At 70.2% G+C, this 25,584-nt stretch carries 20 protein-coding genes and 2 pseudogenes; 6 read left to right on the forward strand and 16 right to left on the reverse strand.

Annotated features, from left to right (window positions below; translation table 11 throughout):
• Positions 1 to 330 precede the first annotated feature (330 nt).
• The gene (locus tag ACFVTC_RS15225; protein ID WP_390127025.1) at positions 331 to 1,455 is read right to left on the reverse strand and encodes a hypothetical protein; all 1,125 of its coding nucleotides are present in this window, start codon (positions 1,453 to 1,455) and stop codon (positions 331 to 333) included.
• Positions 1,456 to 1,650: 195 nt separating this feature from the next.
• Entirely contained in the window at positions 1,651 to 2,244 is a 594-nt protein-coding gene (locus tag ACFVTC_RS15230; protein ID WP_390127026.1) for a DUF4291 domain-containing protein, read from the reverse strand.
• Positions 2,245 to 2,937: 693 nt separating this feature from the next.
• Here ACFVTC_RS15230 and ACFVTC_RS15235 point away from each other — a divergent pair.
• The 3 genes and pseudogenes from ACFVTC_RS15235 to ACFVTC_RS15245 all read left to right on the forward strand — a co-directional run.
• Positions 2,938 to 2,990: pseudogene (locus tag ACFVTC_RS15235) on the forward strand (hypothetical protein); the annotation flags it as partial.
• Between the two features lie 27 nt (positions 2,991 to 3,017).
• Positions 3,018 to 3,216: pseudogene (locus ACFVTC_RS15240) on the forward strand (DUF4291 family protein); the annotation flags it as partial.
• Positions 3,217 to 3,477: 261 nt separating this feature from the next.
• Positions 3,478 to 4,782: an alkaline phosphatase gene (locus ACFVTC_RS15245; protein WP_390127027.1), complete on the forward strand. Its 1,305-nt coding sequence runs from the start codon at positions 3,478 to 3,480 to the stop codon at positions 4,780 to 4,782.
• Positions 4,783 to 4,998: 216 nt separating this feature from the next.
• On the opposite strand, the gene ACFVTC_RS15250 is transcribed toward ACFVTC_RS15245, so the two are convergent.
• The 5 genes from ACFVTC_RS15250 to ACFVTC_RS15270 form a co-directional block, all read right to left on the reverse strand.
• On the reverse strand, positions 4,999 to 6,213 hold the full coding sequence (locus ACFVTC_RS15250) for a cytochrome P450 (protein WP_390127028.1): 1,215 nt from the start codon (positions 6,211 to 6,213) through the stop codon (positions 4,999 to 5,001).
• Between the two features lie 204 nt (positions 6,214 to 6,417).
• Positions 6,418 to 7,809 (reverse strand): NAD(P)/FAD-dependent oxidoreductase, encoded by a 1,392-nt coding sequence (locus ACFVTC_RS15255; protein ID WP_390127029.1) that lies wholly within the window; start codon positions 7,807 to 7,809, stop codon positions 6,418 to 6,420.
• Positions 7,806 to 8,033 carry a ferredoxin gene (locus ACFVTC_RS15260; RefSeq protein ID WP_390127030.1) on the reverse strand — a complete coding sequence of 76 codons (228 nt, stop codon included), beginning with the start codon at positions 8,031 to 8,033 and terminating at the stop codon, positions 7,806 to 7,808. Before ACFVTC_RS15260 ends, ACFVTC_RS15255 begins: the two co-directional genes overlap by 4 nt.
• 427 nt (positions 8,034 to 8,460) lie before the next feature.
• Positions 8,461 to 9,138: a GAP family protein gene (locus ACFVTC_RS15265; protein ID WP_390127031.1), complete on the reverse strand. Its 678-nt coding sequence runs from the start codon at positions 9,136 to 9,138 to the stop codon at positions 8,461 to 8,463.
• 338 nt (positions 9,139 to 9,476) lie between these two features.
• Entirely contained in the window at positions 9,477 to 10,520 is a 1,044-nt protein-coding gene (locus ACFVTC_RS15270) for an NAD(P)-dependent alcohol dehydrogenase (RefSeq protein WP_390127032.1), read from the reverse strand.
• 173 nt (positions 10,521 to 10,693) lie between these two features.
• Here ACFVTC_RS15270 and ACFVTC_RS15275 point away from each other — a divergent pair, with 173 nt between their 5' ends.
• Positions 10,694 to 11,608 (forward strand): helix-turn-helix domain-containing protein, encoded by a 915-nt coding sequence (locus tag ACFVTC_RS15275; RefSeq protein WP_390127033.1) that lies wholly within the window; start codon positions 10,694 to 10,696, stop codon positions 11,606 to 11,608.
• A 127-nt stretch (positions 11,609 to 11,735) separates the two neighbouring features.
• Here the strand turns inward: ACFVTC_RS15275 and ACFVTC_RS15280 are convergent, their stop codons facing one another.
• From ACFVTC_RS15280 to ACFVTC_RS15305, 6 genes are all read right to left on the reverse strand, one after another.
• Entirely contained in the window at positions 11,736 to 12,506 is a 771-nt protein-coding gene (locus ACFVTC_RS15280; RefSeq protein WP_390127035.1) for a group II truncated hemoglobin, read from the reverse strand.
• 91 nt (positions 12,507 to 12,597) lie between these two features.
• Positions 12,598 to 15,909: a S8 family serine peptidase gene (locus ACFVTC_RS15285; RefSeq protein ID WP_390127036.1), complete on the reverse strand. Its 3,312-nt coding sequence runs from the start codon at positions 15,907 to 15,909 to the stop codon at positions 12,598 to 12,600.
• Between the two features lie 192 nt (positions 15,910 to 16,101).
• Positions 16,102 to 16,785, reverse strand: coding sequence for an ABC transporter ATP-binding protein (locus ACFVTC_RS15290; protein ID WP_365219896.1), 684 nt, complete (start codon positions 16,783 to 16,785; stop codon positions 16,102 to 16,104).
• A 150-nt stretch (positions 16,786 to 16,935) separates the two neighbouring features.
• The gene (locus ACFVTC_RS15295; RefSeq protein WP_390127037.1) at positions 16,936 to 18,390 is read right to left on the reverse strand and encodes an ABC transporter permease; all 1,455 of its coding nucleotides are present in this window, start codon (positions 18,388 to 18,390) and stop codon (positions 16,936 to 16,938) included.
• Between the two features lie 136 nt (positions 18,391 to 18,526).
• A complete protein-coding gene (locus ACFVTC_RS15300) occupies positions 18,527 to 19,792 on the reverse strand; it encodes an Ig-like domain-containing protein (RefSeq protein ID WP_390127038.1) in 1,266 nt (421 codons plus the stop codon).
• 266 nt (positions 19,793 to 20,058) lie between these two features.
• Positions 20,059 to 20,406 (reverse strand): hypothetical protein, encoded by a 348-nt coding sequence (locus ACFVTC_RS15305; protein ID WP_351724713.1) that lies wholly within the window; start codon positions 20,404 to 20,406, stop codon positions 20,059 to 20,061.
• 110 nt (positions 20,407 to 20,516) lie between these two features.
• Between ACFVTC_RS15305 and ACFVTC_RS15310 the strand changes: the two genes are divergently transcribed.
• Together ACFVTC_RS15310 and ACFVTC_RS15315 are read left to right on the forward strand one after the other, a co-directional pair.
• Entirely contained in the window at positions 20,517 to 20,879 is a 363-nt protein-coding gene (locus ACFVTC_RS15310; RefSeq protein ID WP_390127039.1) for a hypothetical protein, read from the forward strand.
• Positions 20,880 to 20,915: 36 nt separating this feature from the next.
• Positions 20,916 to 21,650 carry a DUF2625 family protein gene (locus ACFVTC_RS15315; protein ID WP_390127040.1) on the forward strand — a complete coding sequence of 245 codons (735 nt, stop codon included), beginning with the start codon at positions 20,916 to 20,918 and terminating at the stop codon, positions 21,648 to 21,650.
• 103 nt (positions 21,651 to 21,753) lie between these two features.
• Here ACFVTC_RS15315 and ACFVTC_RS15320 read toward each other — a convergent pair whose 3' ends face one another.
• The 3 genes from ACFVTC_RS15320 to hutH all read right to left on the reverse strand — a co-directional run bounded on the left by ACFVTC_RS15320 (position 21,754) and on the right by hutH (position 25,512).
• The gene (locus ACFVTC_RS15320) at positions 21,754 to 23,406 is read right to left on the reverse strand and encodes a DEAD/DEAH box helicase (protein ID WP_390127041.1); all 1,653 of its coding nucleotides are present in this window, start codon (positions 23,404 to 23,406) and stop codon (positions 21,754 to 21,756) included.
• Between the two features lie 149 nt (positions 23,407 to 23,555).
• The gene (locus tag ACFVTC_RS15325) at positions 23,556 to 23,759 is read right to left on the reverse strand and encodes a cold-shock protein (protein WP_028803001.1); all 204 of its coding nucleotides are present in this window, start codon (positions 23,757 to 23,759) and stop codon (positions 23,556 to 23,558) included.
• A gap of 214 nt (positions 23,760 to 23,973) precedes the next feature.
• The gene (gene hutH, locus ACFVTC_RS15330; RefSeq protein WP_390127065.1) at positions 23,974 to 25,512 is read right to left on the reverse strand and encodes a histidine ammonia-lyase; all 1,539 of its coding nucleotides are present in this window, start codon (positions 25,510 to 25,512) and stop codon (positions 23,974 to 23,976) included.
• Positions 25,513 to 25,584: the final 72 nt, after the last annotated feature.

Genomic DNA, 25,584 nt, shown 5'->3' on the forward strand with positions numbered 1-25,584 from the left:
AGATCTCGCACGAGGTGCCCGTGATACACACCCGCACCTCCGAAGTACGGGCGGACCGGACCCAATTCGATGGCGGCCCGCACGCGGCCGACGCCACGCCCGCCCCGTGGAAGAACCTCCACGTGGAATCCGTGCGGTCCACGGCGAATCCACGGCCACCGTCCACCAGCCGGGTAGACCGGAGATCGGCCTGCCCGCCGCCAGGGAAGGCCGCTTCCCCGCCGCGTGGAAGCGGTACAGGATGACATGAGGTCGTCAAGCCGCGTCCACAGACTTATCGCGGTCTCATGTCCCTGTCCGGTGCCGAGGCAACCGGGCTGAGCCTTGATGTCAGCCGTCGAAGTGGGTCCACTCGACCGCGGCGTCGGCCAGTGGGGCGAGAGCATGGCGGTGGGTGGCGCCGGCCCAGGTGCTGAAGCTGTCGTCACGCTCCTGCGTGATGTGCAGGACAAGCCCCGGGGCGACATAGAAGCGCGTGGGAGGCCCCGGCCAGAAGGGGCGCAGGGGCACAGGGTGAAGTCCCTCGGTGAAGAGCTCCACCTGCTGTGCGGTGAGCCGACCGGACAGCGCCATGTAGTCAGCGCCCATCGCAGCCTCGAAGAGAGAGAACTGGATGAGGAAGCCGCTGAGCGGTTCCTGCTCGGCGACCGGAGGTTCGCCGTACTCGCAGAACCAGACCGTCGGATCGGTTTCGGGGCCGTCGAGCGTCCACAGCAGCGACCAGAAGAACCCTCCCTGGTTCTCCTCGCCGAACACGAGCATCTCCCCGTTGGGATCGGTCCCGCACCTGGAAGCGGGAAAGATCCGGTTCTGCACTCCCAGAGAGCGAGGGCGGTGCTGCGCCAGTCGGTAGAAGCGCCGCAGCCCCTCCGGCAGGCCGAAGGCATGCGCCCATACTGATGGTGGCTCAGGAGATTCGGATGCCGCGGGATACCAGCCGGTGATGAACTGCTCGAGCGCGGCCGCTCGGTCGCCGTTCACGTGTCCGAGCCACTCCAGGCCCGGGAGATCCGGCCGAGGAAGCGGCGGGCGGACGCGGTCGAGGTCGGACTTGTTCAGAGGAGTATCGAGCCGAAGGGTGCAGCGGGTGAGAACGCGCTCGACGTGGCCCGGAAATACTGTCGTGTGGGTCTGAGCCACGGTTCCGGTGCCGAGACGGACGAGGCCCTCCGGGACTCGGGCCATCAGGTGAAGAGGCAACTTCGTGTCGTCCGGCGCCCACGCCCAAGGTGCGAGTCTCTCCTTGACCGGCGTCGGTGCGGGACCGATGAGACGGACCTCCTCGGCGTTCCACACACTGCTCCTGTCGAGCGCGTCCCCCGCTTCGACGATGATCACTGTCCCGGTGTCTCCGACGACGACGGTGGCACTGCCGAAGGTGAAGCTCTCCGCGGCCGTCGTGTCACCGCAGAGCGCGTACGCCTGCACGTCGTTCACGAGGGACATCAGAGACATCGCGGGAGAGTGATCAGCCATGTGCACATCTTCCTGGACGGCCGGACAGCGGCTTCCGACAAGGGGGTTGTCACGTACCACCAGTCCCGCCAGAGGTCTGCGAACGCGCCTTGCCATGGATCACCAAGCAGCGTTCGCAGACCTTTGCCGTGAGTGGCCCGTGGGTGGTCCCGGCGGTCGTGCCCCTGTTGCCGGTCAGGAACTCAGGTGGGCCAGGAGCTCTTCGCCGGCGGGGTATGCCTGCTCTTGGGGGAGCAGTCGGGTCGCTGTGTCCAGTTCGCCGTCCTTGACGAGGGCGTGGACCTCGTGGGCGAGCGGGGTCACGTCGCGGATGGACACGATCCACTCGTCCGCGTAACGCGCCGATGCCTCGCCCGAGAGCCCCAGTTGGAGCGAGCGGTGTGGCAGGGGACGCAGGTGCAGATCGCGTTCGGGATCCCACTGGACGCGGGCTGGTGCGCGCTTGAGGTCGCGCTGCCAGGCGCTGCGATCCGGGTGCAGGCCGCGGACGTAGTGCGACAGGCAGGCATGGCGCAGCGCCCAGTCGAAGCCGTCGCGAGTGATCTCGACGGCGAGGACGGTCTCCTGACCCTCCTTCGTGCCCCAGCCGGAGCGGTACATCATCCACATGAAGCTGGGTTTGATCCACGTCATGCGGTCAGGCTTCCACGCGGCGGGGAAACGGCCCTTGCGGGCGGCGGGTCCGCCGATCTCCGGGCGGTACGCCTGGTAGACGGTGATCGTGGACGCCGTGTGGAGCGCGCGGATCCCGCGGAGCGGTTCTTCCATGGCGTACAGCGTGCGCCCGGTCAACTCAGATGACCATCGATTTTCGACCCGCTGCCCGATCCGACGGAGCAGGCCGAACGCGGGCAGAAGGCAGCCGCCCGTGCCAGCAACATCGCGTCAGGGACAGTCGGTCTCGTCATATAGCGGCCGAAGATCTGTGGCAGCCACCCACGGCTCGCCGTCGTAGTAGTCGGTACGAGTGCCCGGACGGCGAAACTCGATGCCGCCGTGGATGTCCGTGCTCACGGCAGCGCCACCTGACAGCGCCCGGATGGACGGATCGAGCATCGCAGGTCAGCGACGGAGGCGCGCTCTGTCCCCGTAGATGCGCAAGATGCAGTCCCTGAAGCAGATCAGAGGCGCGCCCCCGTCCGAAGAATGCAGGGTCAGTCCCAGAGCCATCAAGGGGCGGATGGCCTCGGCGTTCCTGCTGCCGTCGAGATCAGGCCCTTGCACGGCTGCCCATGCCTCGAACAGTGCCCTGGCACCCTCCCAACCCGGTCCGGGCACGAAGTGGCACAAGAAAGCCGGCTGGTCGACACCGTACTCGTGAAGCTCACCGACCCGAATGTCTCCGCGCATGAGCCACCACGTCTTCACCCCGTCCCTCCCTCGATCCGCTCCACGAAAGGACGCTAATGCCGTTCGATCGCACTCGGGATGTGAGAACCAGCCGCTCCACATCGGAACAAGGTGGTCGGACCGCCCTTCGTAAAGGTCTGCCAACGCGCCCTGACATGGGTCAAGCCGAGCTTTCTGTGGATGATGTACCGCTGCAACTGGGCCTCTCGGGTGAGGCGGCGCGACGCCACGTGGACGAGTGGACGGTCACCATCCGCGACGTCACCCCGCTCGCCCACGAGGTCCACGGCCTCGTCAGCGCCGGCGACTTGGACTCAAGCCGCCCGGCTGCTGCCCCCGGAAAGCGCCTATGCCGGCCAGGACGAGCTCATCGCCCACCCGCGCGGATGAGCGGGGTTCCGGTCTTGCCCCTCTCCGGCGATTCGTCACCCGGTGGGCCGTGCAGGCCGCCCGGTCCTGGGCCGTGCCGACATCCATGACGTCGGTTCCGGTACCGGCGAGTTCGACGACCTGTCTGGACAAGTACGCGACATCCATGACCTGCGCCTTTACCTGCCACTGAAGATCTCGTCGTGTACTGGCCATCTGTTCTTGGTCAACCTCCCCCCAAAGAACCTTATGTTCACGGTCAAATGATGGGCAAGAACAGCAATGGAGGACGTTGTGTCCCTGGATGCCCGTAGCGCTCGGCGATTCGCCGCTCCCGCAGCCGCCGCCGTCGCCGCCGCCGTCGTGACGATGGTGGTCAACCCGTCGCTGGGCGCGTCGGCCTCGGCTCCGCAGGCCGCGGCGAAGGCCAAGGCCCCGACCGCCAAGAACGTCATCTTCATCAACGGCGACGGCATGGGCGCGGCACTGCGCCAGGCCGCCCGTCTGCACTTCACGGGCCTGAACGGCCAGCTCGCCATGGACAAGCTCCCCGTCTCGGGCCAGCTGACCACGGAGCCGGACGACCCGAAGGCCGTCGTCACCGACTCGGCCGCCGCGGCGACCGCGTGGGCCACCGGCGAGAAGACCTACAACGGCGCCGTCAGCGTCGACGTGGACGGCAACCCGCTGGCCACCCTCGGCCAGCAGGCCAAGGCGGCCGGCAAGGCCACCGGCCTGGTCACCACCGCGCAGGTCACCGACGCCTCGCCGGCGGCGTTCTTCTCGAACACCGCCAACCGTTCGGCGCAGGACGAGATCGCCCGCCAGTACATCGAGGTCAGCAAGCCCGACGTCATCCTGGGCGGTGGCGAGGACTGGTGGCTGCCCGCGGGCAGCGCCGGCGCGTTCAAGGACCAGCCCGCCGAGGACCCGTCCGAGGCGAGCAAGGGCACCAAGGGCGACCTCATCAAGAAGGCCAAGAAGGCCGGTTACTCCTACGTCAACAGCGCGGACCAGCTCAGCCGCGCCAAGGGCGGCAAGCTCCTCGGTCTCTTCGCCAACGAGGAGATGTTCCAGCAGCGCCCCGAGGGCCAGGGCGACGTGTACAGCCCGGTGGTCGGTCTCTCCACCATGACCAGCAAGGCCCTGGGCACGCTGGACAAGAACAAGAAGGGCTTCTTCCTCATGGTCGAGGAGGAGGGCACCGACGAGTTCGCGCACTCCAACAACGCCGCCCGCACCCTGCAGTCCATGCAGGAGCTGGAGAAGGCCGTGGCCGTGGCCCGCGCGTACGTCGCCACGCACTCCGACACCCTGCTGGTCATCACCGGCGACCACGAGACCGGTGGCCTGGCCGTCGAGGAGTCGGACGCCGCCGACGAGTCCGGCACCGGCGTCTCCGCCGAGGACGGGCCGTTCAGCATCCGCGGCAGCGACAAGAGCTTCTACGTCGACTGGACCACGTCCGGCCACACCGGTGTGGACGTGCCGGTGACCGCGGCGGGCCCGCTGTCCGACCGATTCACCGGCAAGCACGCCAACACCCATGTGTACGACGTGCTGCGCGAGGCCCTCACGCGTCGCTGAGCCACACACTGACAGCGGGGCCCCGGAGCGTGATCGCTCCGGGGCCCCGCTGCTGTCACGGCACGCCGCGCACTTCGTGGCCGTCGGCCGACGGCCACGAAGTGCGCGGCACGCGGTGCGGGGTGCGGGGTGCGGGGTGCGGGGTGCGCGGCGCTCTTCGTGGCACCTCGCCCTTCGCGGCACCTCGCCCTTCGTGGCACCTCGCCCTTCGCGGGCTCAGCTCTGCTCGACGTGCAGATGGACAGGACCCCGCAGGACGGGGCTGGGCCGGTACGGCGGTGGATCGACGACCAGCCTGGGCTGTTCGAGGCGGCGTACCAGCTCGGTCAGTGCGATCTGGGTCTCCAGCCGGGCCATCGGTCCGCCGAAGCACAGGTGGATACCACTGCCGAATCCCAGGTGCTGGTTGTCCTGCCGACCGGGGTCGAAGCGGTCGGGGTCCTCGAACCGGTCCGGGTCCCGGCTGCCCGAGGCGAGCATGAGCATGATCTGCGAGCCCTTGGGGATGACGGTGTCGCCGATGGTGATGTCGCTGTACGCGGCCCGCCAGGGAATGATCTGCACCGGGGGCTCGTAGCGCAGCAGTTCCTCCACCATCGGTACGACCAGCTCCGGTTCGGCGCGCAGACGCCGCAGCATCTCGGGGTGGCGCAGCAGAGTCAGCATGCCGTTGGCGATGAGGTTGACCGTGGTCTCGTGGCCGGCGATGAGCAGCAGGTTGGCGGTGCTGATGATCTCCTCGTCGGTCATCCGGCCCTCGGGCCCGTCGTCGTTGGCCAGCCGGGTCAGCAGGTCGTCACCGGGGCGGCCGTGGCGTTCCTCCAGCAGTCCGCCGAGGTACTGGCGCAGGTCCTTGGTGGCCTGCACCCCGTTGTCCAGTTTCTCCGGGGGGTCGGTGCCGGGGTCGTAGTCGATCGACTCGATGATGGCGTTCACCCACACGTGGAAACGGGGTTCGTCCTCGCGCGGCACGCCGAGCAGGTGGCAGATCACGGTGACCGGGAACGGGTAGGCGAAGTCGTCGACGATGTCGATCCGCTGTTCGCCCGCGAACCCGTCGATCAGGCCGCTGACGGTGGCGGCCAGGTCGGGTTCCATGCCGGAGACCAGTCCCGGGGTGTGCGGCGGCCCGAAGTGACGCATCGCCAGGCGTCGCAGGCGGTCGTGCTCGGGCGGGTCCAGGTTGATGAACGACGGCGTGGCGCGTCCCTCGACCGCCGCCATCGGCCGGGTCAGGTTGCGTACGTCGGAACTCAGACGCGGGTCGTGGAGTATGCCGGTGAGCTCACGGTAGGTGCTGATGACGTAGCTGCCGTCCTCCTGCAGGGCCACCGGGGTCCTGCGCAGTTCGGCGTAGAGCGGGTAGGGGTCGGCCCGGGAGGAGTAGTCGAGGATCCGGCGCAGGGTGTCGGGTGTCTCGGTCGTGGTCATGTCGGTTCCCTCCTGATTCCCTGTACCGGACTTCGTCCTCCCACCGGGGCTTGGCCCACCGGGGCTTGTCCCACCGGGCTTGTCCCGCCGGCCTCGTCCCAACGGGACTTCTCCCGCCGGGGCCTGTCCCGCCAGGACTTGTCCCACCGGGACTTGTCCCACCGGGACTTGTGCCACCAGCCTCGTCCGCCGGGCTTCGTCCCGCTACCGGCCCTGCCGCATGGCGGTGACGCGCCGTTCGCCCGGGTCGTGCCCGGTGACGACGACGGTGGCGCCCTGGGCGAGCAGCGTGGGGCCGGGGAAGTCGACGGGCACCGGTTTCGCGTCCACGGGCTGGTCGGGTGTGGGGCAGGGCGGCGGGAAGGGCGCGGCCGTCTCGATCAACTGCCGGTAGTGGTCGAGCCACTTCGCGTTGTTGAAGCTGACCGCCGCGGTGACCCGGCCCTGATAGCCGTACGCGGCGACGAAGCGGCGGTCGGCCACGGATCCCTGGGCGAGGACGACCTCGTCGGCGTAGGTCGGTACACCCACCGACTTGATGTTGACGCCGAACTGGATCGACCAGAACGCCGGGATCGACAGGTGCGGCCAGCGGTCCGCCTGGGTGCTGACCATGTTGTGGGCCGCGATCTCGGCCTGTTCCACGGCGTTGGCCCAGTGCTCCAGGGAGATGAACCGGTACTCGTAGATCGGGTTGGGACTGCGCGCCACGTCTCCGGCGACGAAGATGTCGTCGGTGACCAGGCCGTTGAGGTCGAAGGCGCGGCAGCCCGTGTCGCAGGCGACTCCCCACACGCCCACCGCGAGGCCCGAGTCCCGCAGCCACTCGGTGTTGCGGATGCCGCCGAGCGCCACCACCGCCACGTCCGCGTCGGCCGTGCCGCCGTCGGAGAAGTGGGCGCGGCGCAACCGCCCTTGCGCGTCGCCCTCCAACCGGGTGACCCTGACCCCGCAGCGCAGGTCGACGCCGTGGGCGCGCTGCATGTCGGCGGCGACCTCACCGATCATCGCGCCGAGTCCTCCGACGAGCGGGGCCGGCCCGAGCTCGGCGACGGTCACCGGGAGGCCGCGCTCGCGGCAGACGGAGGCGATCTCGGAACCGGTGAAGCCCGCACCGATGATCAGGACACGGGAGGGCCCGGCGGCGATCGCCCGCTGCAGACCTTCCGCGTCCTCACGGGTACGGACGACGAACACGCCGTCCAGGGCCGCTTCGGCCTCGACGGGCCAGGGCCGGGCCCGTACCCCGGTGGCGATCAGCATGCGGTCGAAGGGGATCCTGCGGCCGTCGGCGAGCCGCACCTGATCGGCCGCCAGGTCCAGGCCGTCGGCGGGGACGCCCAGGAGCCACTCCGCGTCGATGGCGCGACGCCGCGGCAGGGTGGTGCCCCCGGCCGGCACCCATCCGGTCAGTACCTGTTTGGACAGCGGAGGACGGTCGTAGGGCTCACCCAGTTCGTCACCGATCATGGTCAACGAGCCGGCGAAACCCTCGCCGCGCAAGGCCTCCGCCGCGCGCAGTCCCGCCAGTGACGCCCCGACGATCACGATGCGGCCGTCGCGCTTGAACCTCCGCAGGGTGTGGGCGCTGCTCATGACGGCGACGTCCCCACCGACGCGTCCCGCCCGTCCACCCGGTCGACCAGAATGGCCTGGAGCGGGCAGGCCGCCGCGGCGCGCAGTACCTGCTCACGCTGGGCGTCGTCGGGGTTCGGGACGTACATCAGCGCTTCCTCGCCATGCATCCGGAACGCGTCCGGGGCCAGGAACGCGCACTGTGCGTACCCCTGGCAGCGGGAAAGATCGACGACAACTCTCATCCCGACCTCCATTTCGCGGGGCCGCACGGCGGCGGACCCCGGGGCGGCACCCTCAGGGCGCCCACGCGGCACCGCCATGGCGCCCAGAAGCGAGAGTCTTGCCTTCGAAGAAGGGACACGGCTGTCGCCCACCCGCGTACCGGTGGAGGAGCACCACGCTCGTCGAAGGTCTCGGTTGAGGAACTGGTCATCACGACTGGGGCTCCGGCGTCTGGAACACCGCCCGGAGAACCTGACCTTGCCGTCGAAAAGCGTATCCCGCACGCAACTGGCCCGCACCTGGGACCGGGGTCCGCGGGAGGGTGCCAGAGGTCGGAAGGTAAGGAGGCCGCGCGGTCGGCCGGTCACGGGGTCAGGCCGACACGCGGACACCGCGGACACGCGGACACCGCGGACACGCGGACACCGCGGACACGCGGTCACGCGGTCACGCGGTCAGGACGGCGATGCCGTCACCGAGCAGCTTCAGCCCCATCACGAAGAACAGGACCGCCATCACGGCGACGTTGTGCCGGGCGGCCCGGTCCTTCCAGCCGCCGAGCGTGCTCCTCGCCCGGTCTCCCCCGACCAGGAAGACTCCCAGCGGGGCCAGCAGTCCGACGGTGCCGATCAGCACGAAGACGGCCAGCGACGCGATCTGCTGTCCGGCCGGAAGCCCGGCCGCGGCGATCGTGGCGCCCGCGGCGATGGTCAGCGGGGCGTTCTTGGCGTTGAGCGCGGCCAGTGCCAGGCCGAGTCCGAAGACCTTCGGCGGCGTGAGCCGGTCGATCGTGGCCATCCACTTCGGCAGCTTCGCCTCCGAGACGTCCGACGGGCGCCGGCGCCACAGCCGGGCGCCGAAGAGGGCGAGCAGCACTCCGAGGGCGAGTTTGAGGCAGCCCACCCAGGTGGCCGGCCGGCCACCGGACGAGGCGCCCTCCGGTCCGACGATCGCGAGCACCACCCCGCCCACCACACAGAGCCCGACGACCCAGCCGGCCGCGAACAACAGGCCGTTGAGCCGTCCGCGCGGTGTGGCGAGTACGAGGATCATCGCGATGATCGGGAGCGGGCTGACGGCGACGGCGGCCGCGAAACCCAGGATGTCTCCGAGCACTTGCCCCATGACGGCCTCCGGCAGGGGATGAGGATGATCGCACCGGGAAGGGCCGGCGAACCGACCCGGCGGCCCGAGCGAGGAGGGCCCGAGCGAGGAGGGCCCGTGCGCCGCGGACCGGGCACCGGGCACCGGGCACCGGGCACCGGGCACCGGGCACCGGGCACCGGGCACCGGGCACCGGGCACGGAACCTCGGGAGCGTCTCCCCCTACATCGTCGGCCGCGCGTCGTCCGCCCGCACGACACGGGCCGCGCGGGACGGGAAAGGTAGGGGCGCGGGACGGGAAAGGAGGGCGCCGACCGGTCCTGTGACCGGTCGGCGCCCTCCTCACCCGCGTCAGCCCACTAGATCGTCGCGGTGTCGATCACGAAGCGGTAGCGGACGTCGCTCGACAGCACCCGCTCGTACGCGTCGTTGATCTCGGACGCGCTGATCAGCTCGATCTCCGCGCCGAGGCCGTGCTCGGCGCAGAAGTCGAGCATCTCCTGGGTCTCCTGGATGCCGCCGATACCGGAGCCGGACAGCGACTTGCGGCCTCCGATCACGGAGAAGAGGTTGAGGGAGATCGGCTCCTCGGGGGCGCCGACGTTGACCAGCGCGCCGTCCGTCCGCAGCAGCGAGAGGAAGGCCCCGAAGTCGAGCGGAGCGGACACCGTGGACAGGATGATGTCGAAGGTGCCGCGCAGTTCCTCGAAGGTCCTCGGGTCGCTGGTGGCGTAGTAGTGGTCGGCGCCCAGCTTGAAGCCGTCGTCCTTCTTGCGCAGGGACTGCGACAGCACGGTCACCTCGGCGCCGAGCGCGTGCGCGATCTTGACGCCCATGTGACCGAGGCCGCCCATGCCGAGGACCGCGACCTTCTTGCCGGGGCCGGCGTTCCAGTGCCGGAGCGGGGAGTACGTGGTGATTCCGGCGCAGAGAAGGGGCGCGGCCACGTCGAGGGAGAGGCCGTCGGGAATGCGGACGGTGTAGTTCTCGTCGACGACGACGGCCTGGGAGTAACCGCCGTAGGTGGGTTCGCCGTCCTTGCCGATCGCGTTGTACGTACCGATCATGCCGTCGCCCGTGCAGTACTGCTCCAGGCCCGCCTTGCAGTTCTCGCACTCGCGGCAGGAGTCGACCATGCAGCCGACGCCCACGCGGTCGCCGACCTTGAACCGGGTGACGCCGGGGCCGACCTCGGAGACGATGCCGGCGATCTCGTGACCGGGCACCATCGGGAAGATCGCCTCGCCCCAGCCCTCGCGGACCTGGTGGATGTCCGAGTGGCAGATACCGGCGAACTTGATGTCGATCAGAACGTCGAACTCGCCCACGGGGCGGCGCTCGATGGTGATGCGCTCCAGCGGAGCCTTGGCGGCGGGGGCAGCGTACGCAGCAACAGTGCTCATGCGGGGGGATCTCCTAGGGAATGGTCTGTGGCCGGCTGTCATCTTCCGCCGGGCACGGTCACCAGCCTGCCCCGCCACGCGCCGTTCACCCAGGCCACGGCGTTGCGTACGACCGCTGGTCCTACTACTGGCGGGGTCAGCCTCCACCGCGTAGGACCGTGAATACTGGACGTATGAACGAGCAGCCCTTCCAGGAGATCGCCGGGGAAGCCGGGCAGCCGCTGGACCGGCGGGCCGAGCTCAGTGAGTTCCTGCGCACCCGCCGGGCCCGGCTGAAGCCGGAGGACGTGGGGCTGCCCGACTTCGGACGGCACCGCCGGGTGCCCGGACTGCGGCGCGAGGAGCTGGCGCAGCTGGCCGGGGTGTCCGTGGCGTACTACACACGGCTCGAGCAGGGCAACGGACGGAACGTGTCGGCGGAGGTGCTCGACGCCATCGCCCGCGCCCTGCGCCTGTCGGACGCGGAGCACGCGCACCTGACCCACCTCGCCAAGCCGAAGCAGCACAAGAAGAAGCAGACGGCCCGGCCGCAGCACGTGCGGGTGGCGCTGCGGCACCTGCTGGACATGCTGGACGGGGTGCCCGCGTACGTCACCGGGCGGCGGGCGGACATCCTGGTCTGGAACCGGATGGCGGCGGCCCTGTTCGGTGACTGGGCGGAGCTGGCGCCCGGCGAGCGGAACTGGGCGCGGCTGGTGTTCCTGCGGCCCGAGTACCGCGAGCTGTTCGTGGACTGGGAGCAGAAGGCGATCGACATCGTGTGCATGCTGCGCATGGACGCGGGCTGTCATCCGGACGATCCGAGGCTGTCGGCGCTGGTCGGGGAGCTCTCCGTCAAGAGTCCGGACTTCCGGCGGCTGTGGGCCACGCACGACGTGAAGGAGAAGAACCACGGCGTGAAGGAGCTGCGGCATCCGCTGGTGGGCGACCTGGACCTGCGGTTCGAGTCGTTCCGGATGGCGGACGACAGTGAACAGGCGCTGATCACGTACCACGCGGAGCCGGGGTCCGCCTCGGCGGAGGCGTTGCGGCTGCTGGCCAGCTGGGGCACGGACGCGACCCGTGCGGGGGCCGGCGCCCAGTCGTAGGCGCACCGCCCCTGTGCCCGGCGCCCTGGGAACGGCCGGCGGCCACCCGCCCGGCGCTCACCGGCCCGGCGCTCACCGGCCCGGCCGCCACGCCGTCAGGCCCTCACCCGCCGGGCCGCCCCTGCCGTCACGCCTGGTACGGCGGTGCCGCCCCCCACGTCCACCGCGGTACGGGCTGCTCGGCCGGAGGCACCGCGTCGGGGCCGGAGAAGTACACGGCGAGCCGTGTGCCCCACTCCGCGTAGGCGAGGAACGCGGAGCGGAACTCGGCGTCGGTGGGCAGTTCCGCGTCGTCCGCCGCGTCCTGGAGGACGTTGACCCAGCGCCGGCGCTGGGTCTCGGTGATGTTCCTGCCGAAGTGTTTGGCGACCATGTGGCCGTGGCCGCCCTGGGTCTCGGAGTAGGCGGGCGGTCCGCCGAAGACCTCGCCGAGCCAGAGGGCGACGTGCGCCGCGTGCTCGGGTGCCATGCCGGCGAAGACGGGTCCGAGGACGTCGTCCTTGAGGACCTTGCCGTAGAAGACCTCGGTCAGCCGGACGAAGGCCTCCGCGCCGCCCGCCCACGCGTACAGGGTGGGGACCGCGGCGCCGGTGCCCCGTACCGTCGTCGCCTTGTAGTGGCGCGTCTCCTCGATGTGGGGGATGTAGGGGCGGATCTCGGCGAGGAAGGCGGGGAAGAGCTCCGAGGTGCGGAAGTCCTGTTCGTGGGCCTCGGTGGAGGTCCAGGTGATCCGCAGGACGAAGTGTGCGAAGTCCTCCTCGCAGCGGGCGAGTTCGTAGTCGACGCACTGCGGGGCGGCGGACAGCTGGGCCGCGGCCCGGGTGTAGGCGGCCAGGAACTCCGCGGACCGTTCCTCGGGTATGTGGTACCGGACGTACTCCACGGTGTGGGCGCTCATGGGGACCACGGAAACACGGACGGCCCGCCGGAAGCTGTTCTTCCGGCGGACCGTTCGCTACGGGCTCATCCCACCTGGGTGGGGAGCGGGCTCACTTTCCGTAGTACGCGTTGTAGATCGAGACCGTCGACTTGTTGCCCTGCTTGTCGGTGATCTTCGCGTGGAAGGAGATGCCCTTGCCCTTCGCCGGGTTCTTGACGGTGATCTTCCCGTCCTTGACCTTGAGCATGGTCCAGGTCTGGCCGTAGTCGTACGAGACGTACACGTACAGCGACTTGAGGTTCCTGCCCGCGGCCGAGCCCTGCACGGTGAGCGGGACGGTGACCTTCCTGCCGGCCTCGACACGGCTGTCCAGGCCGGTCGCGGCGTTGAAGCGGACCGTGGAGGCGGGCAGCTTCGCGAAGTCGGCCCTCTTGGACTTGAAGGTCCAGCTCGCGTCGATCCGGGTGGAGGCCGCGGCGACCTTCACGCTGCGCTTGACCGAGGTCGTCAGCCGGTACTCCGCCTGGCCGGCCGGGACCTTGAACTCCTTGTCCCCGAAGAGCGGGTCGTCGTTCGATCCGACCTTCGTCCCGTTGCGGTAGAGCGTCGTGGTGACCGAGCTGAACAGCGAGGACCCGGCGTGGGTGCTTCCGTCGGCGTACAGCGGCAGATAGCCGACGAGGTGGTCGCCGTCCCGGAAGACACCGAAGTCGGCGCTGATCTTCGGGCCGAAGACGGCCGTGTTGAACCGCTTGGTGTAGCTCGTGCCCGCTTTGAAGGTCTGCGGGACGCCGAGCGTGTAGTAGGCGTCGACCACCGGGAACCCGGCGGCGTCCGTGCCGGCGTGCTGTTCGAAGTCGAAGGCCCACTGGATCTTCTCACCGGCCGACAGGTAGAGCGTGCGCGCGCTCGGCAGCTTCTGGTCGACGCCGATGCCGGCGCTGTCGTCGTCGGGCAGATAGCCGTACGCGGTGATCGCGCCCGTCTTGCCGGCGGCCGCGCCGCCCATGTCCGCCCGGACCTTGGCCAGTTCGCCCGCCTTGTAGTGCTTGACGTGCGCGCCCTGGAGCCTGCTGACCTCGGCGCCGGTGAAGGTGTCGTACTCGGCACTGGCGCCCTTGGTCCACTGTCCGGCCCAGCTCTGGAACAGACCGGGGCTGAGCGCCGGGCCGAGGTGTGCCACCCGCACGTTCCGGAAGGAGTCGAGGCCGAGGCCGATCCCGATGCCCGTGGTGTCGTCGAAGTAGTTGACGACCGCCGACAGCGGCTCGGCCCGCGTGTCCGGCACCGTGATGTCGGCGCCCGCGGCGGTGCGGGCGTCCAGCGTCAGCGTGGTGTTCCCGGTGACGTCCAGCCGGGGCCGGACCAGCCAGTCGACCCCGCCCTTCGCCTCCACCAGGTCTTGCACGGAGAGGGAGTTGAGGAGGTACTTGCCCTTGGGCACCCGGAGGGTCACGCTGTCCGCGGTGTTCTGCGACGCGTAGTCCCGCTCGGCGCCGAGCCCGGTGTAGCCCTCCAGGTCGGTGAGGTGCGTGGGCGTCCGGCCGGGGCGGTCGACGTACTTCAGGGTGACGTCGTACGACTCCGGCTCCCGCTCGACCGCGACGGCCGTGCGCACCGACTGGCCGCCGCCCGTCGCCGTCACGTACGCGGCGTACGCGCCGTCGAGGGTGCCGCCGAGCCTGGTGTTCGCGTCGACGCCGACGGACGCCTGGCCGCCGGCCGGGACGGTGAGGGTGGTGGCGGCGAGTGCGAAGAAGCCCGCGGGGGCCGGGTGACCCTTGGGGTCGGTGGCCTTGATCCCGAGGACCAGGGTGACGTCCTTCGTGCCGAGGTTGCGGTACGTCAGCTGCCGTGTCAGCGCCGTGTCGTCGGCGTGCGGCCACCGCGCGACGCCGAAGCTCACCGAGGAGGGGTCGGCGATCAGGGTCTGCTTGATCGCCGCGTCGACGGCGATACGGCCCGCGCCCTGCTCGAACGGCGTGTACGAGCCGCCCTTGGCGGAGCCCGTCAGCGCGCCCTTGAGCTCGGTGTACGTCCAGTCCGGGTGTTCCTGCTTGAGGATGGCGGCGGCGCCAGCGACATGCGGGGTCGCCATCGACGTACCCGAGATGGTCAGGTAGCCCGCGGGCTTCTCGCCGACCTCCGTGTCGATGACGCTGCCCGGGGCGGCGGCGGCGGTGATGTCCACGCCGGGGGCGGTGACGTCCGGCTTGATGGCGCCGTCGCCGAGGCGGGGGCCGGTGCTGGAGAAGTCCGCCAGCCTGTCGTGGTCGTCGACGGCGCCGACGGTGAGCGCGGCGTCCGCGCTGCCCGGCGAGCCGATCGACTCGGGGCCCTCGTTGCCCGCCGCGATCGCGAAGAGGATGCCCTTCTCGGCCGAGAGCTTGTCGACCTCGGCCTCCAGCGGGTCCACGTCGGGGGTGTCCGGGCCGCCGAGGCTCAGGTTGACGACGTCGGCGCCCTGGTCGGCCGCCCACTCCATGCCGGCGAGGATGCCGGAGTCGTCACCGTTTCCGGTGTCGTCGAGGACCTTGCCGTTGAGGATCTTGGCGCCGGGCGCCACGCCCTTGTACTTCCCGTTCGACTTGGCACCGGTGCCCGCCGCGATGGACGCGACGTGCGTCCCGTGGCCGTAGTGGTCGGTGGCGTCCGCGGCGGCGGAGAAGTTCCGGGACGCGATCACCTGGTTCCTGAGGTCCGGGTGGGTCGCGTCGACACCGGTGTCGAGGACGGCGATCTTGACGCCCTTGCCGTCGTATCCGGCGGCCCATGCCTTGGGGGCGCCGATCTGCGGCACGGACTTGTCGAGACTCGCCCTGCGCACGCCGTCCAGCCAGACGTGCGCGATGCCGGAGGCCGCTCGCCCGTGGTCGGTGACCGCGGCCCACAGCTCGGCCGCGTCCCGCTGCGGCGTCCGCACCGCGTCCGCGTTCAGGGACTTCAGGGTCCGGCGGAGCGTGCCCGACTCGCGGACGCCGGCCCGCGCGGCCGTCGCGGTTCCCCTGTAGCCGACGATGACCTTCAGACCCTGCTTCTGGGAGGCGCGGGTCGCGGCCTTGTTCAGCTCGGTGACGTCGAAGAGCCGCCGGTCCACCTTGCCGGCGGCTATCAGCGCCTGCGCGTCGGCCGGCACCACGAGGGTGTGGCCGTGGGCCTTGCGGATCTGAACGGGCACATGCGCACGGCCCTCGGCCCGGTCGAGGCCGACGACGCGCCCCTTGGCGTCGACGACCACGCGGTCGCCGGTGATCAGTGTGATGCGGTGCTTGGCCGTGATCCCGGCCGCGGAAGCGCTCTTGACGTGTCCGGCCTTCGCCGGGACCCTCGCGGACGCCGGGCTGGTCATTCCCGCCGCCAGGGCCACGGCCGCCGCCGTGGCGACGGTCGCCGCGCACGCTCTCTTCACTTGTCTGCGCAAGTCTCCCCCTGGAGATGAGGTCCGGGTGAATTCCCCATTCACCCGGCCGGGGGAAGTCTCGTACGCATGCACGATCACCCCTCGGAAAGCGCAAGTATGCCGGGGGGTGATCGGCCCCTCAAGAGCGGGGCTGCGGCGAAGAGTTGACGGAATTGTTCCGCTAAGCTCCGTAAATTTCCTTTTTGCGCTCGTTCACGCGCCCGCGTTCTCCTTGACGCTGATCTTTCCCTTGCGGATCGTCGCGACGCGCGGGGCCTTCCTCGCGATCGCCGAATCATGGGTGACCATGATGAAAGTGAGCCCGCGCTCCTTCCACATGGTCTCCAGCACGTCCATGATCTCGTCGCGCATGGACTCGTCGAGATTTCCGGTGGGCTCGTCGGCGAGGAGCACCTTCGGCTGCTTGACCAGGGCACGGGCGATGGCGACGCGCTGCTGCTGACCGCCGGAGAGTTCGGCGGGCAGATGTCCGAGCCGCTCGGCGAGCCCCACCGACTCCAGCGCCTCGGCGGCCCGCGCGCGCCGCTCCTTCCCCTTCACCCCGAGGGGTACGAGAGCCGTCTCCACATTCTCCTGGGCGGTGAGTGTGGGAATCAGGTTGAAGCTCTGGAAGACGAATCCGATGTTCTCGCTGCGCACCTTGGTGAGCTTCGCCTCGGACAGCTTCGCCAGATCGACGCCGTCGAGTTCGACGCTGCCTCCGGTGGGCCGGTCGAGTCCGCCGAGCATCTGCAGCAGGGTGGACTTCCCGCCGCCCGTGGGCCCCTGGATGACGAGCCGGTCTCCGTCCGCGATGGTCAGATCGATGCCGGCGAGAGCGTCGACCGTGTCCTTGCCCCGCCGGTAGCGCTTGATGACGCCTCTGAGTTCGTACATGGTGCTGCTCCTGGTTGTGCGTGAGGGGGCGGTCCGTGCGGGTGTGGGCCGCACGGTCCGTGCGGGGGTGTGGGCCGCAGGGTCCGTGCGGGGGTGTGGGCCGCAGAGTCCGTGCGGGGGGCTGGGCCGCAGGGTCCGTGCGGGGCCGGTCTATTCGACGCGGCGCAGGGCATCCGCGGGCCGGAGCCGGGAGGCGCGCCAGCCGCCGAAGGCACCGGCGATCAGGCCGCCGGCGACAGCGAGGGCGACGGCTGCGGCGATGGTGGAGAGGCTGACCGGCGCGGTGAGCGTGACGTCCAGCGCCTTGGACGCGACCCTCCGGCCGGGACCGCCGAAGCCGCCGAAGCCGCCCTGCCCGCCACCGCCGCCCGATCCGCCCACCTGTGCCTGCAGGTGGGGGCTGATCTCGGTGACCACGTACGCGCCCGCCAGACCGAGCGCGATACCGAGAACCCCGCCGACCAGACCGTTGACGATGGCCTCACCGACGACCTGCCGGGTCACCCGGCCCGACTTCCAGCCGAGCGCCTTGAGGGTGCCGAACTCGCGCACACGCCGGGAGACGGCCGAGGAGGTGAGCAGACCGGCGACCAGGAACGCGGCCACGAGCACCGCGATCGACAGCCACTTGCCGACGTTCGAAGCGAGGTCGGAGGCGGTCGACAGGGAGCCGGAGACGGTGTCCGCGAGGTCCGCGGAGGTGGTGACCGTGGTCCCCGAGATGTTCTTCTGGATGGTGCTCTTGACGCTGGAGATCTGCTGCGAGTCGGACGCCTTGACGTAGATCGTGGTGACCTTGTCCTTGGCGCCGGCCAGCGTCTGCGCCTGCTGGAGCGGCATGTAGAGGTTGGCCGCCGCGTCACCGCTGTCCGGAGTCGCGATCCCGATCACCTTGTACTTGACGCCTTTCACGGTGACCGTGCCACCGACCGAGAGCTTCTTCTCCTTGGCGTACGACGTGTCGGCGACGACCACCTCGGCGTTCGTCTCGGACGTCGTGAAGGTACGGCCGCTGGTGATCTTCGAGGAGGTCAGCGGGCCGAGCGCCGGCTTGGTGACGTCGGTGCCGTAGACGGAGTAGTTGTTGACGTCGAAGTCGGCGCCGCCGCCCTCCACTCGGCCCTGCGGGGGCTGCTGGCCGCCCTGGCGCCCGCCCCGGCTGCCGCCGCCGTTCCCGTTCTGCTGGAACCGGCCCCGGGTGAACTGTCCGTTGACCCGGATGACCTGGAGACTGAGGCCGCCGACGGAGTCCGCCACGCCGTGCTGCGAATCGACCTTGGAGACCGTCGAGGCGGCCAGGGTCTGGAATCCCTGGACCAGGACGCGGTCGCTGCTCTGCTCCTTGTCGGAGCCGTTGTCGTTCGCGCCGAAGTTGAAGCGCGGGCGCTGACCGGTGGTCGTCGGTGGCGCGGCGGCCTTGGTGACGGTCATGTCCGTACCCAGCCCGTACAGCGACTGGAGGACCTTGCCCTGGGCCTTCTCCATGCCGGACGACACGGAACTGACCACGATGACCAGGGCGATGCCCAGGGCGAGCCCGGAGGCGACGACGAGCGCCGCCTTCCTGCGGCGGCGCAGTTCGCGCCTCAGGTAGGTGAAGAACATGGCCGCAAGGTAGGTACGGCGCGTGATGAAGCCATAAGGCCGAAATAAGAGAACGATGAGAAGGCTGTGCCGGCACGGAAGTTCACCTGTGCGCGGCCCCGGAAGCCGGGGTTCTCGTGGGTGGCGGGAGCCGGCGTCAGACGGCCGAACCGGCCTTCCACGACGCCCAGTCCAGGTTCCAGCCGTTGAGGCCGTTGTCCGGGGCGATGGTCTTGTCGCCGGTGTTCTTGACGACCACGACGTCACCGATCAGCGAGTGGTCGTAGAACCAGGCCGCGGCCGTGTTCGGGTCGTTGGCGCCCTTGGTGTCGGACAGGCCGACACAGCCGTGACTGGTGTTCACCGAGCCGAAGATGGACTTGGCGCCCCAGTAGTTGCCGTGCACGAAGGTGCCGGAGTTCGACAGCCGCATGGCGTGCGGCACGTCCTTGATGTCGTACTCGCCCTTGCCGTCGGAGTTCGTGAAGCCGACCGTCGAGCCGTTCATCCGGGTCTCCTTGAACTTCTCGGAGATCACCATCTGGCCCTGGTACGTCTTGTGCTCCGGGGATCCCGAGGAGATCGGGATCGTCTTGATCGTCTTGCCGTCCTGCGTGACCTTCATGGTCTTGGTCTGGGCGTCGACGACCGAGACCTGGTTGCGGCCGATCTTGAACGTGACCGTCTTCTGCTGCACGCCGTACACACCGCTCGCGCCCTGGACGCCGTCCAGGTTCAGCTTGAGGGTGACGGTGGAACCGCCCGTCCAGTAGTTCTCGGGACGGAAGTCGAGGCGGTTGGCGCCGAACCAGTGCCCGACGACCTCCTGGCCGCTGCTGGAGGAGACGGTGATCCCCTTCTGCACGGCGGCCTTGTCGGTGATCGCCTTGTTGAAGTTGATCGAGACCGGCATGCCGACGCCGACGGTCGAACCGTCCTCCGGCGTGAAGTTGCCGATGAAGCTGTTCGCCGCGGAGACCGTGGTGAACGACGCGTTCTCGTGGGCCACCAGGCCCGCGGAGTCCGTGGCCTCGGCGGCGATCTTGTACGTGGTGGCACGGTCGAGCTGGGCGGCGGGCTTCCAGCTCTTCTTGTCGGCCGATATCTGGCCGGACACGGCCGTGCCGGCCTCCGTCTTCATGGAGACGGAGGAGAGTGTGCCCTTGGTCACAGTGACCGCGGCGGCGTTGTTGATGGACGCGTTGTCGGAGCCGTCGGCGGGGGTGATTCTGATCTGCGCCTCGGAACTCTTCTGGGCCGCCGCCTCGTCGGCCTGGGCCTGAGAGGACCCGCCGCCGTCCGAGGCATTGGCCTTGCTGCCGCTTCCGCTGCACGCAGAGAGCACCAGCACTCCGCCGAGCAGTGCGGACGCGGCCATCAGGCCCCGGCCCCGCTTACTGTCCGTCATCACACGCTTCTCCATCGTTGCCGAATCACCAAATACCGCAAAAACCCCGTAGGAACCTTCAACGTACGACCGGTTCGTCCCGTTCCACACCCCTCGGGCATGTGGGACACACCACGTAGGTCAACGGCGCCGACCAGGCCGATCGGGGCCCGCGGGACCTCGATCGGGTGGATCGGCGGCCGGACCGAACCCCATGGTGCGGAAGTGGCCGGTGTGTCGTCTGAGACGAATGAACCCCGGGCGGCGGTTGCCACCCGGGGTCACGAATTTCCCAAGGGGCCTCAGCCGACTCCGACTTCTTCGTCGTCGTCCTCGTCGTCATCATCCTCGTCGAGGTCCCATTCCGGCGAATCGGGGTCGTAGTCGATCGGCTCGCTGCTCCAGGACGCCTGGGCGAGCTCGACCCCGGGCACCTCGCTGACCAGGTCGAACGGATCGACGAGATAGGCGAGGGCTTCGGCAGTGTCTTCCGTCACCGCGTTCTCGGCGTGCGCCCGCTCGTCGGCCTGCATACCGGAGTCGTCCGCGATGCGACGCAGCGCGGCCTTGGTGACGGCGTCCGCGTCGTCGACTTCCAGCACCAGCTCCACGCGAAGCCGGACAAATCGTGATGTCTCAGGAGTACTCATGAGACGGAGCGTACGGCCCGAGGTCCCCGCGACTTTCCCACGACCCGCGCCTTTCATTAGCATCGGGCCACACGGCCAATTCGCCAGCGCCACAAGGGGATCGATATTACGTGTCCGCCGCACGTCGCTCGTTGCTGACCGCCACCGCAGCGGGGACCCTCCTGGGAGCCCTGTGGTTCGTCCCGTCCGCCAACGCGACTCCGGAAGCGCCTGCTCAGCACGGGTCGGCACCGACCGCCGACCGGTCGGCCGCCACCACCACGGCCACGACCACGACAGCCGCCACCACCACGGCCACGACGGCCGGAGCGGAGCAGGCCGTCACGGGGCCGAGCGACGACGACCACACCCGGCTCGCCGACACCGGAAGCGTCAACACGACGCCGTACGTCGTCGGCGGCACCCTTTTCCTCGGCCTCGGTGCCGGCTTTGTGACCTACTCGGTGCGCCGGGAACGCATGGCGGCCTTCTGAGCGCAGCGCTCCGGCCCGGAACCCCACGGGATGCCCATGCGAGACCTGACCGAGCTGACCGATGTCGAGGAGCCCGCGTGGCCCCTCCTGTCCGAGGCGATCTCCACCAGCACGGTGTCCCTGGAGGTGCTCCCGGTGGAGCCGGCCCAGGCACGCGCGTCCCTGCTGCAACTACAGGTCACCGCGCGCTCATGGCTCGGCGCCTTCGTCCTCAACTGCGGCGGCGTGTCACTCGACAGCGGCTGGCTGCGCATCTACGGCAGTCCGGGCGACGGATCGCCCAAGGGTCCGCCGGGCATCGCCGACGTCAACGAGTTCCCCGCCCGCTTCGACCCGGCGTGGCGGCCGGACGGCGGGCTCGTCGTCGGCCATGACGTCCTCGGCGGGACCTACGCGCTCAACGGAACCGAGCCGGGCGCGGTGGGCCGCCCCGGGGGGCCCGGCGAGGTGGTCTACTTCGCGCCGGACGCCCTGCGCTGGGAGGCCCTCGGCGTGGGCCACGCGGCCTGGCTCAGCTGGCTCCTGGAAGGCGGCACGGAGGACTTCTACGACAACCTCCGCTGGCCCGGCTGGCGGGCCGAGACCGGGCCGCTCCCCGGCTCCCAGGGCATCACGTTCGACCCGGTGCTGTGGTCCGCGGACGCCCGCCGCGACCTTCCCGCGGCCCGCCGCCGCGCGCTGCACATGACCGAGCTCCTCGACCTCCACCGGGACGTCGGCCTGGAGCTCGACAAGATCGATCCGGGCTTCCTCGGCGACTTCCACCCCTGACAGACCCGACGGGTCCCGGGCTCCCCGAGGAGCCCGGGACCCGTGAAGTCCGCGGCTGCGGCGTGCGGTCGGGAGCCGGCTCGGCCGGCTCCCGACGGAGCGCCTACGCGGCGCGCCGGCCGCCGCCGCCCTGGCCGCCCCGCTCCGTACGGCGCTGCGGAGCACGCCCGCGGGTGCCGCCGCCGGTCCCGTTGCCACCGCCGGTACGACGTCCACCGGTGGCGCCACCGCCGGTGGCACCACCCGTGCCGCGCTGCGGCTGACGCCCCTGCGCCTGCCGGCCCTGCGACTCCGCGCCCGTTCCCGAACCCGTGGAGCGCCGTGCGCCGCCGCCCGTGCGGGGCCGCGACCGGGGGCGCTGCTTCGGCTGCTCGACCGGCTGGGGCACCTCGATGACGACCGGGACCCCGGAGGGCTCACGGGCGCCGGTGAGGCGGGCCAGTTCCTCGTCGCTGGACTTGACCTGCGCCGAACGCGGGGTGATGCCCGCGTCCGCCATCAGACGCGTCATCTCCCGCCGCTGCTCGGGCAGGACGAGGGTGACGACGCTGCCGGACTCGCCGGCCCGCGCGGTACGGCCGCCCCGGTGCAGGTAGTCCTTGTGGTCGGTCGGCGGGTCGACGTTGACGACGAGGTCGAGGTCGTCGATGTGGATGCCGCGGGCGGCCACATTGGTGGCGACCAGCGCGGTGACCTGGCCGTTCTTGAACTGGTCCAGGGTCCGGTTGCGCTGCGGCTGGCTGCGGCCGCCGTGCAGCGCGGAGGCCCGTACGCCGTTGGCCAGCAGCCGCTTGGTGAACCGGTCGGCACCGCGCTTGGTGTCCACGAAGAGGATCACGCGGCCGTCGCGCGCGGCGATCCGCAGGGCCACGGCCTTCTTGTCGGTCTCGTCGGCGACGTGCAGCACGTGGTGCTCCATGGTCGTCACCGCGCCCGCCGACGGGTCGACGGAGTGCACCACGGGGTCCGTCAGGAACATCCGGACGAGCCGGTCGATGTTCTTGTCCAGCGTCGCCGAGAAGAGCAGTCGCTGACCGTCCGGCTCGACCTGCTTGAGCAGCGCGGTGACCTGCGGCATGAAGCCCATGTCGGCCATCTGGTCGGCCTCGTCGAGGACGGTGATCGCGACCTGTCCGAGCGTGCAGTCGCCGCGCTCGATGAGGTCCTTCAGCCGTCCCGGGGTGGCCACCAGCACTTCGGCGCCGCGGCGCAGCGTACCGGCCTGGCGGCCGATCGACATGCCGCCGACCGCGGTGACGACACGCAGGTTGACGGCGGTCGCGTACGGCGTCAGCGCGTCGTCGACCTGCTGGGCCAGCTCGCGCGTGGGCACCAGGACCAGGGCGAGCGGCGCCCTGGGTTCGGCGCGACGGCCGGCGGTGCGGGCCAGCAGCGCGAGCCCGAAGGCGAGCGTCTTGCCGGAGCCGGTGCGGCCCCGGCCCAGGACGTCGCGTCCGGCCAGCGAGTTGGGCAGGGTCGCGCCCTGGATCGGGAACGGGTCGGTGACACCCTGCGCCGCGAGGGTCTTGGTCAGGGCGGCCGGCATGTCCAGCGCGTCGAAGGAGTCGACGGCGGGCAGCGCCGGGGTGATGGTCTCGGGCAGGGAGAACTCCTGCGGTGCCACCGCCTTGCGGGCGGGGCCCTTGCCGGCGCCCCGGCCGCCACCGCGGCCCGCGTTCCTCGCGGAGCCGCCGGTCTGGTCGCCGCCGCGCGCATTCGCCGGCCGCTTACGGACGGGACGTTCGGATCGAGTCATGCTGGATCTGGATTTCCTTCCTGGGCCCCACGGACTGCACGCACAGCGCCCGCCGCCAATATGAACGGCATTCATGAGCACTCACAGCACGAGCCGGGACCCACACCCGAAGGTGCGGGCCCCGGCTCTGGAAAAGCGCGTCCCCGAAATCAGGCGGGGATGATGTTCTCCGCCTGCAGGCCCTTCTGGCCCTGCGCGACGTCGAACGAGACCTTCTGGCCCTCCAGCAGCTCACGGAAGCCGGAGCTGGCGATGTTGGAGTAGTGGGCGAAGACGTCGGGGCCGCCGCCGTCCTGCTCGATGAAGCCGAAGCCCTTTTCCGAGTTGAACCACTTCACGGTGCCGGTAGCCATGTTTCTCTCCTGAACAGGTAGGGCCCCAATCCGGAGATGCACCGGGAAATGCCGGAGATGCCGGTAAAACAAAACGCGCCTGCGGAGGATTCCGATCAGGCGCACAAAGTAAATGGGTACCAAAAACGTATCAATGAGACAGTAGCACACTCTGCGGTCCCGTGAGGGCGCCGCCCTGGTCGGCGGCGCCCTCAGCGGGGTACGGCGGTGGCGCCTACAGCAGCGGACCGGTGACCGCTTCCACCGCGGTCACCACCTGGCCGCCGCGCACGAAGGCGTCGGCCGCCTCCAGGTCCGGGGACAGGAAGCGGTCGGGGCCCGGCCCCTGGACACCGGCGGCGCGGACGGCGTCGATCACGGCCCGCGACGCCGGGGCGGGGGCGAGGCCCTCGCGCAGTTCGATCGCGCGGGTGGCGGCGTACAGCTCGATCGCGACGATGCGGGTCAGGTTGTCCACCGCGGTGCGCAGCTTGCGCGCGGCCGACCAGCCCATGGAGACGTGGTCCTCCTGCATGGCGGAGGACGGGATGGAGTCCACGGACGCCGGTACGGCGAGCCGCTTCATCTCGCTGACCAGTGCGGCCTGCGTGTACTGGGCGATCATCAGACCGGAGTCGACGCCCGCGTCGTCCGCGAGGAACGGCGGCAGTCCGTGCGAGCGGTTCTTGTCGAGCAGCCGGTCGGTGCGGCGTTCGGCGATGGAGCCCAGGTCCGCGGCTGCGATGGCCAGGAAGTCGAGGACGTAGGCGACCGGGGCGCCGTGGAAGTTGCCGTTCGACTCGACCCGCCCGTCGGGCAGCACGAGCGGGTTGTCGACGGCGGCGGCGAGCTCGCGCTCCGCGACCAGCCGGGCGTGCGCGAGGGTGTCGCGGCCGGCGCCCGCGACCTGCGGGGCGCAGCGCACGGAGTAGGCGTCCTGGACGCGCGGGGCGCCGTCCTGGTGGTGGCCGGTGAGCTCCGAACCCTTGAGCACGGCCAGCATGTTGGCGGCCGAGGCGCTCTGTCCGGGGTGCGGGCGGATGGCGTGCAGCTCGGGGGCGAGGACCTTGTCGGTGCCGAGCAGGGCCTCGAGGGAGAGGGCCGCGGTGACGTCCGCGGACTTGTAGAGCGTGTCCAGGTCGGCGAGGGCCATGACCAGCATGCCGAGCATGCCGTCGGTGCCGTTGAGAAGGGCGAGGCCTTCCTTCTCGCGCAGCTCGACGGGTGCGATGCCGTGCTCGGCGAGGAGCTCGCCCGCGGGGCGGACCGTGCCGTCCGGGCCCTCCGCGTCACCCTCGCCCATCAGCGTCAGCGCGCAGTGGGAGAGCGGCGCCAGGTCGCCGGAGCAGCCCAGCGAGCCGTACTCGTGCACGACCGGGGTGATGCCCGCGTTGAGGATGTCGGCCATGGTCCGCGCGACCTCGGGCCGGACGCCGGTGTGCCCCGAGCAGACGGTCTTGAGCCGCAGGAACATCAGCGCGCGCACGACCTCGCGCTCGACGCGCGGGCCCATCCCGGCGGCGTGCGAGCGGACGATGTTGCGCTGCAGCTGGGCGCGGAGTTCCGGGCTGATGTGGCGGCTCGCGAGCGCGCCGAAGCCGGTGGAGACGCCGTAGACGGGCTCCGGCTTGGCGGCCAGCGCGTCCACGATCTCGCGGGCCGCGGCCAGGGCCGCCACCGCCTCGTCGGCGAGCTCGATGCGGGCGCCGCCGCGCGCCACGGCGAGAACGTCGGACGCGGTCACGCCGGACGTCCCCACCACCACAGTATGCATATCCATATTCAGGAGCGTACGCAGTGAATTCTGCGATGTCACTAGTGGTGTCACTAGTGGGTGGCCGGTTCG

The organism is Streptomyces sp. NPDC057950, assembly GCF_042887295.1.
Classification (GTDB): Bacteria; Actinomycetota; Actinomycetes; order Streptomycetales; family Streptomycetaceae; genus Streptomyces; species Streptomyces kaempferi.